Annotated in this window: 15 protein-coding genes and 1 pseudogene; 7 read left to right on the top strand and 9 right to left on the bottom strand. The window is 69.1% G+C overall.

Annotated elements, in window-relative coordinates; genetic code table 11:
* The first annotated feature begins 75 nt into the window (after window positions 1–75).
* Together QA861_RS14010 and QA861_RS14005 are read left to right on the top strand one after the other, a co-directional pair.
* Window positions 76–879: a nuclease-related domain-containing protein gene (locus QA861_RS14010; protein WP_334588663.1), complete on the top strand. Its 804-nt coding sequence runs from the start codon at window positions 76–78 to the stop codon at window positions 877–879.
* Between the two features lie 120 nt (window positions 880–999).
* A complete protein-coding gene (locus QA861_RS14005) occupies window positions 1,000–1,749 on the top strand; it encodes a class I SAM-dependent methyltransferase (RefSeq protein ID WP_334588662.1) in 750 nt (249 codons plus the stop codon).
* Window positions 1,750–1,769: 20 nt separating this feature from the next.
* On the opposite strand, the gene QA861_RS14000 is transcribed toward QA861_RS14005, so the two are convergent.
* Together QA861_RS14000 and QA861_RS13995 are read right to left on the bottom strand one after the other, a co-directional pair.
* Window positions 1,770–2,030 carry a hypothetical protein gene (locus tag QA861_RS14000; RefSeq protein ID WP_334588661.1) on the bottom strand — a complete coding sequence of 87 codons (261 nt, stop codon included), beginning with the start codon at window positions 2,028–2,030 and terminating at the stop codon, window positions 1,770–1,772.
* Window positions 2,027–2,236 carry a hypothetical protein gene (locus QA861_RS13995; protein ID WP_334588660.1) on the bottom strand — a complete coding sequence of 70 codons (210 nt, stop codon included), beginning with the start codon at window positions 2,234–2,236 and terminating at the stop codon, window positions 2,027–2,029. The genes QA861_RS14000 and QA861_RS13995 overlap by 4 nt, the downstream gene beginning before the upstream one ends.
* 198 nt (window positions 2,237–2,434) lie before the next feature.
* Between QA861_RS13995 and QA861_RS13990 the strand changes: the two genes are divergently transcribed.
* Complete coding sequence (locus tag QA861_RS13990; protein ID WP_334588659.1) at window positions 2,435–3,664, top strand: NsdA family TPR-like regulatory protein; 1,230 nt, start codon at window positions 2,435–2,437, stop codon at window positions 3,662–3,664.
* Here the strand turns inward: QA861_RS13990 and QA861_RS13985 are convergent.
* Window positions 3,645–4,316, bottom strand: coding sequence for an HAD family hydrolase (locus QA861_RS13985; protein WP_334588658.1), 672 nt, complete (start codon window positions 4,314–4,316; stop codon window positions 3,645–3,647). The genes QA861_RS13990 and QA861_RS13985 overlap by 20 nt on opposite strands.
* A gap of 671 nt (window positions 4,317–4,987) precedes the next feature.
* On the opposite strand from QA861_RS13985, the gene QA861_RS13980 reads away from it, so the two are divergent.
* Window positions 4,988–5,572 (top strand): YrhB family protein, encoded by a 585-nt coding sequence (locus QA861_RS13980; protein WP_334588657.1) that lies wholly within the window; start codon window positions 4,988–4,990, stop codon window positions 5,570–5,572.
* Here the strand turns inward: QA861_RS13980 and QA861_RS13975 are convergent.
* Window positions 5,554–6,123 (bottom strand): DUF3885 domain-containing protein, encoded by a 570-nt coding sequence (locus QA861_RS13975; protein WP_334588656.1) that lies wholly within the window; start codon window positions 6,121–6,123, stop codon window positions 5,554–5,556. The genes QA861_RS13980 and QA861_RS13975 overlap by 19 nt on opposite strands.
* Window positions 6,124–6,245: 122 nt before the next feature.
* The gene (locus tag QA861_RS13970; protein WP_334588655.1) at window positions 6,246–6,413 is read right to left on the bottom strand and encodes a hypothetical protein; all 168 of its coding nucleotides are present in this window, start codon (window positions 6,411–6,413) and stop codon (window positions 6,246–6,248) included.
* 23 nt (window positions 6,414–6,436) lie between these two features.
* Here QA861_RS13970 and QA861_RS13965 point away from each other — a divergent pair, with 23 nt between their 5' ends.
* Window positions 6,437–7,048, top strand: coding sequence for a DUF6000 family protein (locus tag QA861_RS13965; protein ID WP_334588654.1), 612 nt, complete (start codon window positions 6,437–6,439; stop codon window positions 7,046–7,048).
* A gap of 12 nt (window positions 7,049–7,060) precedes the next feature.
* On the opposite strand, the pseudogene QA861_RS13960 reads toward QA861_RS13965, so the two are convergent.
* A pseudogene (locus tag QA861_RS13960) lies at window positions 7,061–8,692 on the bottom strand (IS200/IS605 family accessory protein TnpB-related protein).
* Window positions 8,693–9,484: 792 nt separating this feature from the next.
* Entirely contained in the window at window positions 9,485–10,357 is an 873-nt protein-coding gene (gene ligD / locus QA861_RS13955) for a non-homologous end-joining DNA ligase (protein ID WP_334588653.1), read from the bottom strand.
* Between the two features lie 56 nt (window positions 10,358–10,413).
* On the opposite strand from ligD, the gene ku reads away from it, so the two are divergent.
* Window positions 10,414–11,511: a non-homologous end joining protein Ku gene (gene ku, locus QA861_RS13950; protein WP_334588652.1), complete on the top strand. Its 1,098-nt coding sequence runs from the start codon at window positions 10,414–10,416 to the stop codon at window positions 11,509–11,511.
* Between the two features lie 35 nt (window positions 11,512–11,546).
* On the opposite strand, the gene QA861_RS13945 is transcribed toward ku, so the two are convergent.
* Window positions 11,547–12,857 carry a beta-ketoacyl-[acyl-carrier-protein] synthase family protein gene (locus QA861_RS13945; RefSeq protein ID WP_334588651.1) on the bottom strand — a complete coding sequence of 437 codons (1,311 nt, stop codon included), beginning with the start codon at window positions 12,855–12,857 and terminating at the stop codon, window positions 11,547–11,549.
* 86 nt (window positions 12,858–12,943) lie between these two features.
* On the bottom strand, window positions 12,944–13,447 hold the full coding sequence (locus QA861_RS13940) for a MarR family winged helix-turn-helix transcriptional regulator (protein ID WP_334588650.1): 504 nt from the start codon (window positions 13,445–13,447) through the stop codon (window positions 12,944–12,946).
* 144 nt (window positions 13,448–13,591) lie between these two features.
* On the opposite strand from QA861_RS13940, the gene QA861_RS13935 reads away from it, so the two are divergent.
* A complete protein-coding gene (locus tag QA861_RS13935) occupies window positions 13,592–15,058 on the top strand; it encodes an MFS transporter (RefSeq protein ID WP_334588649.1) in 1,467 nt (488 codons plus the stop codon).
* Window positions 15,059–15,276: the final 218 nt, after the last annotated feature.

The raw sequence follows: 15,276 nt of genomic DNA, 5'->3' as shown, positions 1-15,276 counted from the left end.
CAAAGGTAGCCGGGTTCTTGCCCCCGCAGCACCCCGCCTGTTCCCATGGCCATGCGGGGATTGGGGTGATGGTGGATGAGCGGACTGCGCGTCGTACCGGCCTGGCGCCAAGGCCACGAACGGCTGTACGTGTGTCTGACGGACGGGCGGAACATCGCCTGGTACGACCGTGAGTCGTCCCGGGTCAACCTGCTGAGCGACGACCTCAGAGGGGACGTACTGGAAGCCCTGGGCCCGTTCCTGACGGGCCCGGTGACGGTGGGCCCGCCCCCGGTCCCGACCCCGGCGGAGCTGGCCCGCCTCTCCCTCCACCCCGATGACGACCTGGCTCCCAACCGCCCCGGCGAGGCCCTCCAGGTCGCCCTGGACCGTGACCCGGGCCCACCTCACCGCCTCCGCCCGGACCCCCGAAGGCGTGCGCTGGCGGCGGAGCAGGCGGTGGGCGGGGCCCTGGAGGCGCTGGAGGGCGCGGGCTGGCACACCCTCCACTCGATCCTGCTCCCCGGCGGCGACCGGGTCCACCACCTCGTGATCGGCCCGGGCGGCCTGTTCGCGGTCCACACCCTGTACGCCCGTAAGCAGCGGGTCCTGGTGGCCGACCCGATGGTCTCCCTGGGCCGCCGCGACCCCCGCCCCCTCCTCCGTCGGGTCCGCTCGTACGCCGACCGGGCCTCGTACGCCCTGACGGCGGAGGTCCACCCCGTCCTGGCCCTGGCAGGCCCGGCCGACCTGAAGGTGACGGTGCCGCTGAGAGAGGTCAGGGTCCTTGCCGACACGGACCTGTCGGGGCTGGCGCGACTGGGGGGCGTACTGAAGCCGGCGGACGTGGAAGCGCTGCACGCGGTGGCCCGGGACCGGGGGACCTGGGCGCGGGTGTGACGGCGGCCGGAACGGGCGGTACTTCTGCTCGGGCACTGCTCGGCACCACCAACTCGCCGTAAACGGGGCGCCCTTGATATTCGAGTGAACTTACGGGACGGGCTGCGTAGGGTGCCGGACGTGGACCCAGCTGACTTCTACACCGGCATCGTCGCGGAGCTCTACGCACCGCTGAAATCCTTCTCCCAGGACCCCGAGCCCTATGCGGCCTTCATCCAGCGAGCCGGCGTGCCGGCACTGGAGCTGGGGTGCGGAGACGGTGATCCCCTGCTCGAACTGCGCCGGCGCGGTCTGGACGTCGACGGCGTCGACTCCTCCGCGGACATGCTCGAACGCCTCGGCCGCCGGGCGGACGAACAAGGCATCGCCACGACCGTGTTCCATCAGCGCATGGAAGCTCTGGACCTGCCCCGCCGCTACCGGGCGATCTTCCTCGCCGGACCGACCTTCAACCTGCTTCCCGACGACGACGCGGCACTGGCCGCCCTCCGCGGTGTCCGCGCCCACCTGGCGGAGGGAGGCACCGCCCTGGTGCCCCTGTTCACCCCCACGCCGACCCCGGCCGAACAGCTCGGCGGCGTGCGCACGGCCGTCGCACCCGACGGCGCGGAGCTCCGCTTCTCCGTCGTCGCCGAGCAACGCGACGAGACGGCCCGGACACAGACGACGCTTCTGCGCTACGAACGCCACCTCGGCTCGGACAGCAGCGTCGTGGACCGCCCGTGGGTCCTGCACTGGTACACCCGGGACAGGTTCGAGAAACTGGCCACGACCGCCGGCCTGACCGTGACCACGGTCACCGACCCGGACGGCAAGCCCACCCCCGCCGCCGACACCGACCTGCTGCACTTCTGGCTCCAGGCGACCTGACGGCCTTTCCCTCGTGATGGTCAGTGACGGCCCACGATGCGCGCGGTACCCGGTGATGTCTGGACGGTTCTGCGGCAGTCGGGTACGGACGGAGGCGCTGGCTGGTCATCGAGGGCGCGGCACAGGGCGGCGTGCAGGTGTTCGGCTTCGGCTGGGGTGAGGGTCATGGTCGTGTCGGTGGGGTGGTCGCCGTTGTGGGTCAGTCGTAGGGGGAGGGCGTAGTGGCCGTCGTCGGTGCGGTGGAGGGGGAGTCCGGGGGTGCGCTCGACCTTCCAGGTCATGATGGTTGCCTCTTCTCCTCGGGGTGCCCGATCCGTGCGAGGCGGTAGGTGCCCCACAGCTCCTGTCCGTCCTCGCAGCCGTCCCGTGCGCTGGTCACGCGCTTGCAGGTGTCGCATTTGCGGGCGTGCTCGAACCAGAGGCGGTAGTCGCGCAGCATGGCGTCCTCGACCTGCTGAGTGGCGGCCCTGATCTTCCCCGTGCTCATCGGCCGACTCCGTTCGACTGCCTTGGAAACGGTGTGGTCATGGCGTTAATGGTGGTCGTGCAAAGTCCCTAAAACTAGGACTTCCAGAGGGCTTTGTGTTGCCGCTTAAGGGACTTTCTGTGCCCCTTTCGAGTGAAGGCAGGCCCGAGCAAGGGCTTGCTGTGACACTGTCGGTGGTGCTCAACAGGAGGTGGAACAGTGGCCCGGTCCGTAGGAAACACCCGGCTGAAGTCGGCCCGTCTGGCTGCGGGGTACGCGTCGCAGCAGGCACTCGCCGATGCTCTCGGCGTGGGCGTACGGCAGGTGCGGCGCTGGGAGTCGCCGAACCCGCCGTGGCCGCAACCGGATGTACAGCAGGTGCTCACCCGTACGCTCGGCCAGGACCTCGAATCGCTGGGGTTCACGGCACCGGACGGCATGGTCGTGAGTGGACGGCGTCGCACGGCGCCGGTTCCCACGCCTGCGGCAGCCAGCCTTGCCACGATCCCTGCTCAGGCCGTCGCCCCGCTTCAGCCCGCCACCGTCGCAGCGGACTTCGTGGCGGTGACACGCTCGCATCGGCGCCTCTACTGGTCGGTCGCTCCGGCCACGCTGCATCCGCCGGTGATCGCGCACGCGACCCTTGGGTGCGCGCTGCTGCCGGAGACGGCTGGGCAGACGCGTACGGTCGTTGCCGCGTCGCTTGCCGAGACCTTCATGCTCGCGGGGCGGATCGAGTTCTTCGACCTTCGTGAGCCGGAGCGCGCCGCGCAGACGCTGCTCCGCGCTCTGCAGGCCGCAGCCGAGGCGGATGACCCGCTGCTCGGGTCCGCGATTCTTGCGCACACCGCGTTCATTCCGGGGTGGGACGGCCGCCGGGACGAGGCTGTCGAGCGAATGACCGCCTCCCGCACCTATGCGCGCCGTGGTGCCGCTTCGGCGGAACTCCTCGCGTGGCTCGATGCGGTGGAAGCCGAATGTGAGACGCGCTGCGGCAACTCCCGTACCGCACTGAATCTGATCGGGCATGCCGAGGACGTTCTGGCCGCAGGCTCCGGCCCCGCTTCGCCCGAATGGCTGGACTGGTTCAGCGCGGTGCGGTTGGCCGCCTTCAAGGGCAACACGCAGCTGATGGCGGGGCACCTGCCGCAAGCCCGTGAAACGCTGCTCGGTGTCCTCGACTCGCTCACCTCCGGCGAGGAGAAACAGACCACCGTCGTCCTGGGCGACCTGGCCGCCGTCGAGACCGTCGCCAACGCCCCTGAGGCAGCGTGTCGTTATGCGCTGCGGGCGCTCGACCAGTTGGAACGTACCTGGTACGCGACGGGTATGGATCGAGTGCGCGAGGTGCGGCGGGCGTTGGTCCCGCATCAGCACGAGCCATGCGTAAGGGAGTTGGACGACCGGCTCTACGGATGGGCGACGACGGTCAGCGCGCTGGCTCGCTGATGGCGTTGAAGTCCCGGATCAGGGCGGGCAGTTCGTTGAGGCTCTCGATCCTGAACGTCGGGAGCTGCTGCGCCTCCTCGGTCCGCCACTGGATCATCGCCCAAGGCCCGCGACGGACCAACGCGGCGTGCATGCCTGCCGCGACGGCCGGACGCAGGTCGTTGTCGGCCCGATCACCGACGTAAAGGATCTCGTCGTCGGCGAACGGGACGACTTCGGCGACGCGGTGGAAGAACTCGGGGTCCGGTTTGCTCGCGCCCCAGTCGTCCGACGTCCCGATCAGATCGACGTCGTCGCTGAACAGTCCGCGGAGGATCTTCCCGGCCCGGACCGTCTGGTTGCCCGCGATGCCCAGCCAGAGTCCGTCGGCCCGGAGTTGGGTGAGTGTCGGCCGCACGTCGCTATAGAGGTCCGCCTCGTCGAATGCTTCGGGATGTCCGGCGGCGGCACGCTTCTCGCGCTCCACGTCCAGGTCGAAACCGGGCCGGAACTCCTCGAATGTCTCCCGGTAGTCACGCCCTTGGGCGATGACCGCACCGAACACGGCGGCGAAAGTGTGGCGGGGCACCTGGAGCCAGTCGGCCCAAGTGCCGTACTCCCTGGTCTCGTCCACGAGACACTCGCCGACGTCGAAGACCACTGCGCGAATCATGAGCGTAAGTATCCACTACGTGACCCGCCTCGCCGTGAGGCGTGAAAGGAAACCGACGGTGTGCGACGAGATGGTGAGGGCCGAACTGGTGGAGGTGGCAGGGTTCCTGTATGAGACTCTCGGAAGCTTGCGCCTGCGCCTGCGACGAGACGGTGAGAGAAGTCAATCCGCCGTGCCCATGTGGTGATGCCGGGCCTGCCCCGAGGCGGCCAGCCGCTTCCCGGTGTCGGGCCCTGGAGCCTGCCATTGTCCCCGCGATGCACGATGGCCGCCAGGCGGACACCGACCGCCGCCAGCGGGTGACCACAGCGGTGGCGAACGCCGCCAAGAGCGGCACCCCGATCAGTGCCTCCGCCATCGCCGGGCAGCCTAGGTAGACCACAGCGGCCTCTACCGGCACCGCGACTTCCTCGAAATCATCCATGCTGGCGCGCTCGAACCGGCAGCCCAGGACCCGCCCGGAGGATCGCCGGTCAGCCGGCCTTGCTCCAGGCCGACCTCACCAACGCCCAGGCCAGCAAGACCCCCTTGGCCGGGCGCGTTGCTGGTGCAGCGCACTCGTTCCATGGCTGTCGTTCGTCTGGCCAAGAAGGTCCGCGACCCCTCGTACGTGATCCTGCGCCGTGCGCATTTGCTGGTGGAGAGAGGGGTCCGTGCGGGAAGCTGCGTGCGTGATCGAGCGAGAGGCCGCCGTTCAGGCTGTCGAGGACCAGTTGGAGCGCGACTATCGGACGTGGCGGGCTGCGGGTGTGGGCGCGATGCGGATGGCTGTGGTCGACGTCGAGGAGCACGAGCTGGTGTGGATCGTCTGCTGGACCTCCGAGGAGTTCGTACGCACCCGGAACCCGGAGTTCATGCTGGCCGGTAACGGGCCGTACCTGGTCGACCGTGTCGACGGCGGACTGCACCGGATCGGCGTCGTCTCCGCGGTGACCGGGGAGTGGGAGGCCGACTATCGAGCCCGGATACGTGGGCTGCCGGTGCGCACCGCAGTAGACGATCTACACGATGCGCTGTGCGAAGTCGCCGCTGCGCGCGGACGCATGCACGCGGTGCGGACGCTGCGCCAAAGGCTGCCTGTGCTCTCGCCTGCGGAGGCCATCGAATACGTGAGTGCGTTGCTGGACGGTGATGTACCCGCGCGTCTGCTGGCCGTCGCCACCAAAGAGCTCGTGGAGCCTTTCAACCCGGTACTTGCTGTAGAGACGATTCTGAGCGGGGCGGCGATCCAAGCCGGTCAGAGACCTGCGGGATGACTGGAAAGCCAGTCGGCATGCCGATCGCGGATCCGGTCCCGTTCCTCCGACGTGGCGAGGAAGACGTCGGCGCCACCGTCGTAGGGGTGGTGGATGCGCTGCATTCGGGTGTCGGTGATGAGGACTCCCGCCACCTTGTCGTCGGCGATGTCTCGGAGCAACTCGTCGGCGCAGCCACGCCGCCAGGGCCGGCGGACGACGAAGAGGTGGCAATACGTGCGGAAGTCAGGGTCAGGATCGTTCTCTACCAGCAGGCTCTGCCAGTACCCCGTGACGGGTTGCAGTGACGGAACCTCGGCTTCGGTCGTCCAGAGCGGAGTGATCACATACACGTCCGCACCAGCGAACAACTCATCGAGGACGGTGTTGTAACGCTCCAGGACAATGGTGTACTCGCTCTCGTCCTCCGCGTACCGCTTCGACTTCGGCAGGCTGTGAAAACGTACCCAGACATTCCGATACGGGTCACGGAGCTTGTACCCAACCGGTGGGCAACTGGGCCAACGCTGCTGCCACAGCTCCGTCAGATCGGTCTGCCCGTCTCCAGACACCCGCCGCACTCGTTCGTCCTCTCACATATGAACCTACCGACGACCATGATGCCGGGGCTCAACCACGAGAGAAACCGACTTCTTAGCTGTCGCTTCGCCGGCTGCTGATGTAGCCAGTCCAGTCAGGCTTGACGAAGTTCATCCAGGCCGTCCCATTGTCGACGGGTCTCGGTGAGAGCAGTGAGGATTGAGGCCGAAACGACGTCCGCCAGTGCGAGGCGGGGCAGCGTTGTGGCCTGCAGGGCCTGGCCGGGCGGCGCGGCGTCAAAAGAGGTGGCCTCGTCGCGCACCTAGAGGCAGGATCGACCCTGTGATGCGCCATGCCCACGAGGATCCCGAACTGCTGGCTCTGGTTCGCCGCTATGTCACCCCCGAGCGGCGCTACATGAAGCTCGGCGGCGGCTTGCTGCGCATGCGGAGTCCTGAGTACGACCAATTCCTGCGACAGCTGAGCGAGGACGCGGGAGTCATCACCGCGAAGGAGATCACCACCCTCCTTGAGGGCGGGTGGCGCGAGCGGAGAACCGCGGCGTGGCTCGTGGCTGTCTCGCGTCGGACCGAGTTCCGTGAGCGCCTCGGGGAGCTCCTGCTGGCCAGCGAGGTCTGCTGCGCCGGCCTGGCCTACTGCGTGGGTCTGGCCAGTTTCGGAACGCCGCGCGACGCCGAACTACTGGTCGCCTACCTTGATCGCTACCTTCGGCGACCCGACCTCGCATACGACCAGACTGTGGCCATGGGCGCTCTCTTGTTCATCGACCTGAATCTCAAAGGCGACCAGGTAGCCCGTTTCCTGGCCCCGGGTGCCCTGTGGCAACAGTGGCTCCAGGGTGCATCGCACATGCAGGCCACCACGTACCCCGCCTCCTACCTGAGCCTCATTCGTCGGCTTTGCGCCTTCGTTGAAGAGTGTGTCGAAGCGAGTTGACGACAACCGTTCCTAGAGACTGAGCGGAAGTGAGTCCTGTTGCCAAAACTCATGCTCAGTCGAACGCCCCGGACGGTGTTGGGCGTTCTGGTTGCCCGCGTTCGCTCCGCGTCCGGGCGGCACGGATCGTGTCCGTGGTCCGGGGATGCGGGGGCGGGGTTCCTCACGTCCAGGGATGCCTGGTCCGGCCTGGACGGTCCGATGCCCCGCACGATCACTCCGGTCGTGTGGGGGCGGTGTCGTCCGTCGCCGGATCGGGTGTCCCTGGGCGCGCCTTCCGATCGCCACGGCAGCAGCATCATGGCGAGTGGTTGTACGGGTGGTTGTGGTGAGGGGTTTCTGCCAGTGCTGGGCACCCCACCGGCTGGTGTAGGCGGGGTCGACGGCGATGACCGTGATACCGGTCTGGTCGGCCATCGAGGCCAGCCGGGCGCGGAGTTTGCCGGTGGGCATGCCGGAGATCAGCTGGCGGAAGCGTCTCCTGCGGCCGTGTTTCTCCCGGGTCTTCTCCGCCGTGAAGTCCAGGTCTTCCACCGCGATCGCCTTCACGCCGCACGTTCGGGCCCAGTGCAGGAGGCCGGTGAGGGCGTGGCGGACCTGCGCGTCGCGGTGTCCGGCGGTGCCGGTCAGGTCGTAGGAGAAGCGGCGCGGGCTGCCGGTCGGGTTGCCGTGGATGTCGAGGCGCCAGGCGGCGAGGTGGTCGGCGTTCATGTCGACGCCGATCACCCCGTGGGCGAGCGCGGCCTCCATCGGCAGGGTCGGGGTGGGCGGGATCTGCCAGGACGCTGTCACGTACCAGCGGTCCCGGCCCGTATCGAGGTGGATGCGGTAGGCGATCGCCCGGTTCGCCGCGACGCGGTCCGCCCACTCGCCGCCCCGGTGCGCGAACACGACCCGGCAGGCGAGGACGTACCGCCCGTGCGGGGCGTTCGCCAGATACCCCAGCGGTGCGGGGAGTTTGATGCTCACCTCGCCGTCCGGGCTGATACGGATGGTTTCGTTGCCGTAGCGCTTGCCGGACTCCCCGTCCGCCTGGCAGAACCAGCGCTCCGCCTCCCACCGCCCACGCCACTCAGGTTCCGTGAGCTGGGCAGCCTCCAGGTGATGCCTGGCGCGGGCCAGCCGCTTCCCGCCGCGCACGACATGCACGACACCGGCCTCGCGGTCGGCCCGCGCGACGGCCAGCCGGTCCTGAAGCACGCGCAGCCGCCGGGACTTCGCATGCCACTCCCGCTGGGACCGGTAACCACCAGGCGCCTTCTTGCTCCCCTTCTGCCCGACCGGCAGCGACAGCCGATGCGTGAGGGTGCGGACGCCCGCTTCCAGATTCTGAACATGCGCCGACTGACAGCGCCGGGCCAGCGCCCACAGATCATGCGTGGCCTTGGTGATACTGCCAGCCCACCGCGACGACGAGACCGGGGTCAGCTCCCGCTTCCGCACCGCCCACGCCGCACCGGAATGCTCCAGACCATCCCGGCAGCGTGCCTTGAGATCCCTCGACGCCAGCGACCCCAGATGCGCTCCCACCAGCCGCAGCACCTTCTCATCGCCCGGCGTCAGGAGTTTGAGGCGGGTCCGGATCGCCACACCGGACGGACCGGACGCGACGAACGACGCCGCGATACTCCTCAGCCCACCCACCCCGCCACCCCCAACCGACCCCGCCCGAAGATCCCGTCGCCAGGGGAAACGAGCACCACCCGAGAAGGTCACGCATTCGATGAGAGAACGTCAGTTCCTCACCAAACCGACCCCACGACCGAGGTACGCGACACGACACACGCAGACCAGCAGCACTCACTCCCGCTCACCAGATCGCTCTTGAACGCACTCCAGCGGCAGCAGCTCCAAACCCTCTGTGCGCAGGGCGCATGTCCGTGACCGCGGCGTTCCTGGCCGTGAGTCGTAGATCGGGCCCCTTGACTTTCGTCGCGACGAATCGCGATGTAGCCCGTCCGGTCCGCCGCGTTGTCGACGCTGATCCCGGTCAGAGCGGCGAGGGTTGAGGCAGGAACGTCTGCCGCCCGCGCAAGGCGGCCAGTATTGCGGCCGACGAGTCCCGAACAGCCACGGGGTCGTGCTGGCAGCACGGTTGGAGTCCCAGGCAGCCTCGGCATGCTCACGATGCTTCAGGGCCAGTTGAGGAAGCCTGACCGGGATGGTGAGGTCCGGGGTAAGGCCTCGTTGCTGAGTCCCTTCCGGTTCGACGGCCCGCTGCTTGCCGGAGGTCCGGCAGCTCGATGCCCTGTTCGTCGAACCAGGTGAGGAGTTCCAGCGCGCGTCTGATCTGCGGGCGCCGGTGACCGTCTCTGACGGCTTGGCCGGTGCGTCGACGAGGGCGTCAACGAGTTCGCGTTCGGTGGTGGAGGGGCGGTCGGCGCAACCCTCCGGCGATGGGGGTGCGCGGCGGCGGCAGGCGGGACATCCGCCTGCTCATGTCGGCCGCGGCAGCACGAGCGGCGCCAGCAGGTCCCCGTGCGCATCGAGCCGGGCCGCGATGTCCCCCGCCCCGAACGTGAGTTGGGCCGGGTTCGTGCACCCCGCGACCTCCTCCCACGTCACTGGTGTCGACACTGTCGGCTCGGTGCGGGCGCGGAGGGTGTACGGGGTCGCCGTGGTTTTTCGGGCCGCGTTCTGGCTGTAGTCGACGAAGACCTTTCCGGGGCGCAGGCTGCGGGTCATGCGGTGGACGACGAGGTGGGGGAGGGTGCGTTCCGCCTCGACCGCCAGTTCCTTCGCGTACGCCGTGATCTCGCCGGACGGGGTGCGGGTCGCCGGCGCCGTCAGGAGGTGCAGGCCCTTCGAGCCGGACGTCTTCGCGTACGCCTCGATCCCGTCCGCCGCCAGCCGCTCCCGTAGCCAGAGCGCCACCTCGCAGCACTCCACGATCGTCGCCGGATGGCCGGGGTCCAGGTCGAGGACCATACGGTCGGCCTCGCCGGGGGCGTCGATCAGCCACTGCGGGGTGTGGAACTCCGTGACCAGGTTCGCCGCCCACATCAGCGAGGGCAGGTCCTGGATCAGAACCATGCGTGCCGGCCCCTCCGAGCGCGGAACGTGCGCCGTCGTTACCCAGTCGGGCGTACCCGGCGGCACGTTCTTGGCGAAGAAGACCTGGCCGTCGGGACCGTCCGGGTAGCGCAGGAAAGACACCGGGCGGTCGCGGAGGTGGGGGAGGAGAACGTCGGCCGTGGTGGCGTAGTAGTGCAGCAGCTCACCCTTGGTGAAGCCTGTCGCCGGGTGGATCACCTTCTCCAGGTTGGAGAGGGCCACCCTTCGCCCCGCCACCTCCGTGATCGGCGTCATACGATGAGAATCCCACGAAAACAGGGCAAAGACGTCACCGGAGGAAGGTTCACCACGTGCGATCCATATGGAACGGCGCCATCTCCTTCGGGCTGGTCAGCATCCCGATCAAGCTCGTCAACGCCACCGAGAGCCACTCGATCTCCTTCCGCCAGATCCACGTCGAGGACGGCGGGCGCATCCGCTATCGCAAGGTGTGCGAACTGGAGGACCGCGAGGTCAGAGGCGATGAGATCGGAAAGGCGTACGAGGGTGCCGACGGGGCGATGATCCCGATCACGGACGAGGATCTGGGGTCGCTGCCCCTGCCCACCGCCAAGACCATCGAGATCGTCGCCTTCGTGCCCGGCGACCGTATCGATCCGCTGCAGATGGACACCGCCTACTACCTCTCCGCGAACGGGGTCCCGGCCGCGAAGCCCTACACCCTGCTGCGTGAGGCGCTGAAGCGCAGCCAGAAGGTCGCCATCGCCAAGTTCGCGCTCCGGGGGCGGGAGCGGCTCGGCATGCTGCGGGTCGTCGACGACGTCATCGCCATGCACGGGCTGCTCTGGCCCGACGAGATCCGGGCCACGGACGGTGTCGCGCCGGATACCGGCGTCACCGTACGGGACCAGGAACTCGATCTCGCCGACGCCCTCATGGCGACCCTCGGCGAGGTCGATCTCGCCGACCTCCACGACGACTACCGCGAGGCCGTCGAGGAACTCATCGCCGCGAAGGCCTCCGGCGAGGAGGCCCCGCACGCCCCGGCGCCCAGCGGTGGCGGCAAGGTGCTCGACCTGATGGCCGCGCTGGAGAAGAGCGTGCGGGAGGCCAAGGAATCAAGGGGGGAGAAGGTCGAGGAGGCCGCGGAGGACGTGGCGGAAGGGGAGGTCAAGCCCCTGCGCGGGCGTCGTACGGCTTCGGCTTCGGCTTCAAAGGCGGCGCCCAGGGCGGCTTCCAAGGCGACTTCCAAGGGTGAGGTCGGAAAGAAGTCGACCTCTACAGCCAAGAAGGCCGCCTCCAAGAAGGCCACGGCCACCAAGGAGTCGACCGGCGCCGTGAAGAAGAGCACGGCCAAGGGCAGTACCGCCAAGGCCAGTACCGCCAAGGCCGGTTCAGCCAAAACGACCACTGCCAAGAAGACCGCCGCCCGAAAGCGCTCGGCGTGACCTCCCACCCCCAGTAACCCCCTCTCCGCCTCGCGCTACCCCACCCGCCGTAGCGCCAGCACCGCGTTGTGACCGCCGAACCCGAACGAGTTGCTGAGGGCCAGATCGCCGTGGTCGGGCAGCGGGCGTGGGCCGCCCCGCACCACGTCCAGGTCGATCGCCTCGTCCTGCTCGCCCTCCGCGCAACCGATCGTCGGCGGGATCGTGCCGTGGTGCAGGGTCAAGGCCGTGGCCACCGCCTCCACCCCGCCCGCGGCGCCCTGGAGATGGCCGAGGTGGCCCTTGAGGGCCGTGACGGGGACGCGGAGCGTGCCCACCGCGCCCAGTACCGCCCGCAGTGCGTTCGCCTCCGCGAGGTCGCCGTCGATCGTGGCCGTGGCGTGGGCGTTGACGTGGATCACGTCGGCGGGACGGCCTCCGGCGTCGCGCAGGGCACGGTGGAGGGCCAGGGCCACGCCGGTGCCCGAGGGGTCCGGTGCCGCCATGTGGTGGGCGTCGGCCGACAGGCCCCAGCCGGCTGCCTCGCAGTAGACGCGGGCGCCCCTCGCCCGGGCGTGCTCCTCGGACTCCAGGAGCAGGAAACCCGCGCCCTCACCGTTGACGAAACCGTCCCGGTCCCTGGCGAAGGGGCGGGACGGCAGGTCCCCGGCGGGATATGTCGACAGGGCGCGCATCGCGGCGAACGACGCCATGATCGCCGGTGTGACGACAGCCTCGGCGCCTCCCGCGAGGGCGACGTCGACATGGCCGTACCGTATGCGGTCGATCGCCTGGCCGATCGCCTCCGTGCCCGACGCGCAGGCGCTGGTCACCGTGCGGGCCTCGCCCGTGATGCGCAGGTCCAGCGAGATCTGGGACGCCGCCTGCGACGGCACCGTCATCGGGGTGGTGAGCGGCGAGACCGCTCGGGGACCCTTGTCGCGGAGCCTGCGGTCGCCGCCGACGAGGACCGAGGCGTCACCCAGGATCGCGCCCACCGAGACCCCCACACGCTCGGGTGACAGACCGCTCGCCTCCGTGCCCGAACCGTCGAACCCGGCGTCCCGCCAGGCCTCCCGCGCTGCCAGTACGCCGAACTGCGCGGCCCGGTTCATCCGGCGGGCCTGGGGGCGGGGGAGCAGCCCGGCCAGGTCCACCGGAACCGTGCCGGCCACCCGGACCGGCAGGTCGCTGAACTCCTCGCCGGTCAACTCCCTTATGCCGCACCGGCCTTCGAGGAGCCCTCGCCAGAGGTCGGGGACTCCGACGCCGAGCGGGGTGACAGCGCCCAGACCGGTGACGACGACCCGGCGGGGGGCAGGGTGGTGGGAAGGGCGGCGGGTACGGGGGTCCGGCTCGGGGTGCATGACTGGGCTGCCTCCCGAAGTGCGGCGCGGGACGGTCGGCGCACCTCAACTCTGCCCATGTCAGGGGCAATTCATGCCGAGATGGTTCACTCTTCAAGTGTGAACGATCGTTCACCGCTTGTCGGTGGCGCCGTTCGGTCGCGCGGCCACGGCCGGCCGTCCAGTCGCTCCACGTCACGGTTGAGGCGGCTCAGGTGGGCGGCGAAGTCCGCGACCTCCTCGGCCGTCCAGTCGACCACCACCTTGGCCAGGCCCTCCCGGTTCCCCGTACGGTCGGCCGCCAGGCGGCGCTCGCCCTCCCCCGTCATCGCGAACTTGCGCGCGATGCCCCCCTCGGGGTCGGGGATGCGTTCGACGATTCCGGCGCGGACCATCGCGGCGGTCTGCCGGTTGAGCGTGGACACGTCCAGGCCGAACGCGGCGCTGAGCTGGCCGATGGACATCGGCCCCTCCACCTGGATACGGCTGAGGACGATGTACGCGCTGCGGTCGAGCCGTCCCACCGCGCCCCGCGCCGTCGGTGAGAGCAGATGCATGTACCGACCGAGCAGCATCATCTCGAACTCGACCAGATCAACGGGTTTGTCCATGCGGCTGCTTCCTTCGGCTCTGAACGGGCCTTCCCCTCGGTGGGCCCCCTCCAAAGTTAGTGCGTTCGCCGACGATATGTATGATGCACTCCTCGTGCATTATGCACATCGTGTCATCTGCATCCTCTCCGAGGGAGTGACCCAGTGGACAGTTCCAAGCCCGACGCCGGCTCCGGCAGAGTTGTCGGCATCCTTGCCTTCGCCGGCATCGTGGCCGCGGTCACGCAGACCCTCGTGGTCCCGCTGATCGGGGAGCTGCCGACCCTGCTCGACACCTCCGCCTCGAACGCCTCCTGGGTGATCACCGCCACCCTGCTGGCCGCTGCGGTCGTGACGCCGGTCGCCGGCCGGCTCGGCGACATGTACGGCAAGAAGCGCATGCTGCTCGCCTCGCTCGTGCCGCTCGTCCTGGGCTCCGTCCTCTGCGCGCTGTCCTCCTCCGTGCTCCCGATGATCGCCGGGCGCGGACTGCAGGGCATGGGCATGGGCGTCGTCCCGCTGGGCATCAGCCTGATGCGTGACGTCGTACCGGCGGAGAAACTCGGTTCGTCCATCGCGATCATGAGCGCCTCCATGGGGGTCGGCGGCGCGCTCGGGCTGCCGTTCTCCGCGGCGATCGCCGAGAACGCCAGTTGGCGGGTGCTGTTCTGGGTCGTGGCCGCGCTGGCCCTCGCCGTCGCCACGCTGATCTCGGTCTTCGTGCCCGACGGGCGCGAGAACATCGCCGCCGGGCGCTTCGACGTGCTCGGCGCGATCGGGCTCGGCACCGCGCTGGTCTGCCTCCTCCTCGCCGTGTCGAAGGGCGCCGACTGGGGCTGGGGCAGTGGCACCACCCTCGGGCTGTTCGCCGTCGCCGTGGTCGTGCTGCTGGCCTGGGGCCGGTGGGAGCTGCGCAACGCCGAGCCGCTGGTCGACCTCCGGGTGACCGCCCGTCCGCAGGTGCTGATGACCAACGCGGCCTCGATCCTCGTCGGGTTCGCGATGTACGCGCAGGCCCTGGTCATCCCCCAGCTGATGCAGCTGCCCAAGGAGACCGGCTACGGGCTCGGCGAGTCCATGCTCGCCATGGGGCTGTGGATGGCTCCGGCCGGCCTGATGATGATGGTCATGTCGCCGCTCGGCGCCATGCTCTCCGCCAAGTCCGGTCCCAGGATCACGCTCTCCCTCGGCAGCCTGGTCATCGCCATCGGGTACGGCATCTCGCTGCCGATCGTCGGCACCGGCTCCACGTGGGGTCTGCTCGCGGTGACCATCGTCTGCAACACGGGTGTCGGCTTCGCCTACGGCGCCATGCCGGCGCTCATCATGGGCGCCGTCCCGCAGTCCGAGACCGCCTCCGCCAACAGCTTCAACACCCTGATGCGTTCGATCGGCAGCTCGGTCTCGGCCGCTGTCATCGGGGTCGTCCTGGCCCAGATGACCAACGACTTCGGTGGCTTCGCGCTGCCCTCCGAGGCCGGTTTCCGGGCCGCCATGATGATCGGCTGCGGTATCGGCCTCGCGGCCGCGGTCGTCGCCTTCCTCATCCCGGTCCGCCCGCTGGAGGTCGCCGAGGTAACCGAGCCGGCTCCGGAGGCCCCCGCTCCGGAGGTGTCCGAGACGAAGGCCTGACCGCCGCTGGGCCCTCGTAGCGAGCCGACCTTCCGGGTTTTGCCGGGAGGTCGGCTCGTTCTGTCGTGTCCTGCCTCTTGTTCCGGCAGGGGGTGTGGAATTAGATGGTCTGTCAGTGTCGCCGGGCAGCGGCCTTTGGCCGTGCCGAAGCGGCGACTTCGGCATGCCCGGATTCGGCCGTCGCGATGTGCTCGCGAGGAATTTACAAGGTTTTTATC

It is taken from the genome of Streptomyces sp. B21-083 (genome assembly GCF_036898825.1).
Taxonomy (GTDB): domain Bacteria; phylum Actinomycetota; class Actinomycetes; order Streptomycetales; family Streptomycetaceae; genus Streptomyces.
This window is presented reverse-complemented; position numbering and strand designations above follow the sequence as displayed.

Bases quoted from the DNA above. Each gene is read 5' to 3' on its own strand.
- ligD (WP_334588653.1), bottom strand. From the start codon at position 10,357: ATGACGCCGATCACGGAGGTGGCGGGGCGAAGGGTGGCCCTCTCCAAC.
- QA861_RS13965 (WP_334588654.1), top strand. From the start codon at position 6,437: ATGCGCCATGCCCACGAGGATCCCGAACTGCTGGCTCTGGTTCGCCGC.
- QA861_RS13945 (WP_334588651.1), bottom strand. From the start codon at position 12,857: ATGCACCCCGAGCCGGACCCCCGTACCCGCCGCCCTTCCCACCACCCT.
- QA861_RS13995 (WP_334588660.1), bottom strand. From the start codon at position 2,236: ATGAGCACGGGGAAGATCAGGGCCGCCACTCAGCAGGTCGAGGACGCC.
- QA861_RS13940 (WP_334588650.1), bottom strand. From the start codon at position 13,447: ATGGACAAACCCGTTGATCTGGTCGAGTTCGAGATGATGCTGCTCGGT.
- QA861_RS13985 (WP_334588658.1), bottom strand. From the start codon at position 4,316: ATGATTCGCGCAGTGGTCTTCGACGTCGGCGAGTGTCTCGTGGACGAG.
- QA861_RS14010 (WP_334588663.1), top strand. From the start codon at position 76: ATGAGCGGACTGCGCGTCGTACCGGCCTGGCGCCAAGGCCACGAACGG.
- QA861_RS14000 (WP_334588661.1), bottom strand. From the start codon at position 2,030: ATGACCTGGAAGGTCGAGCGCACCCCCGGACTCCCCCTCCACCGCACC.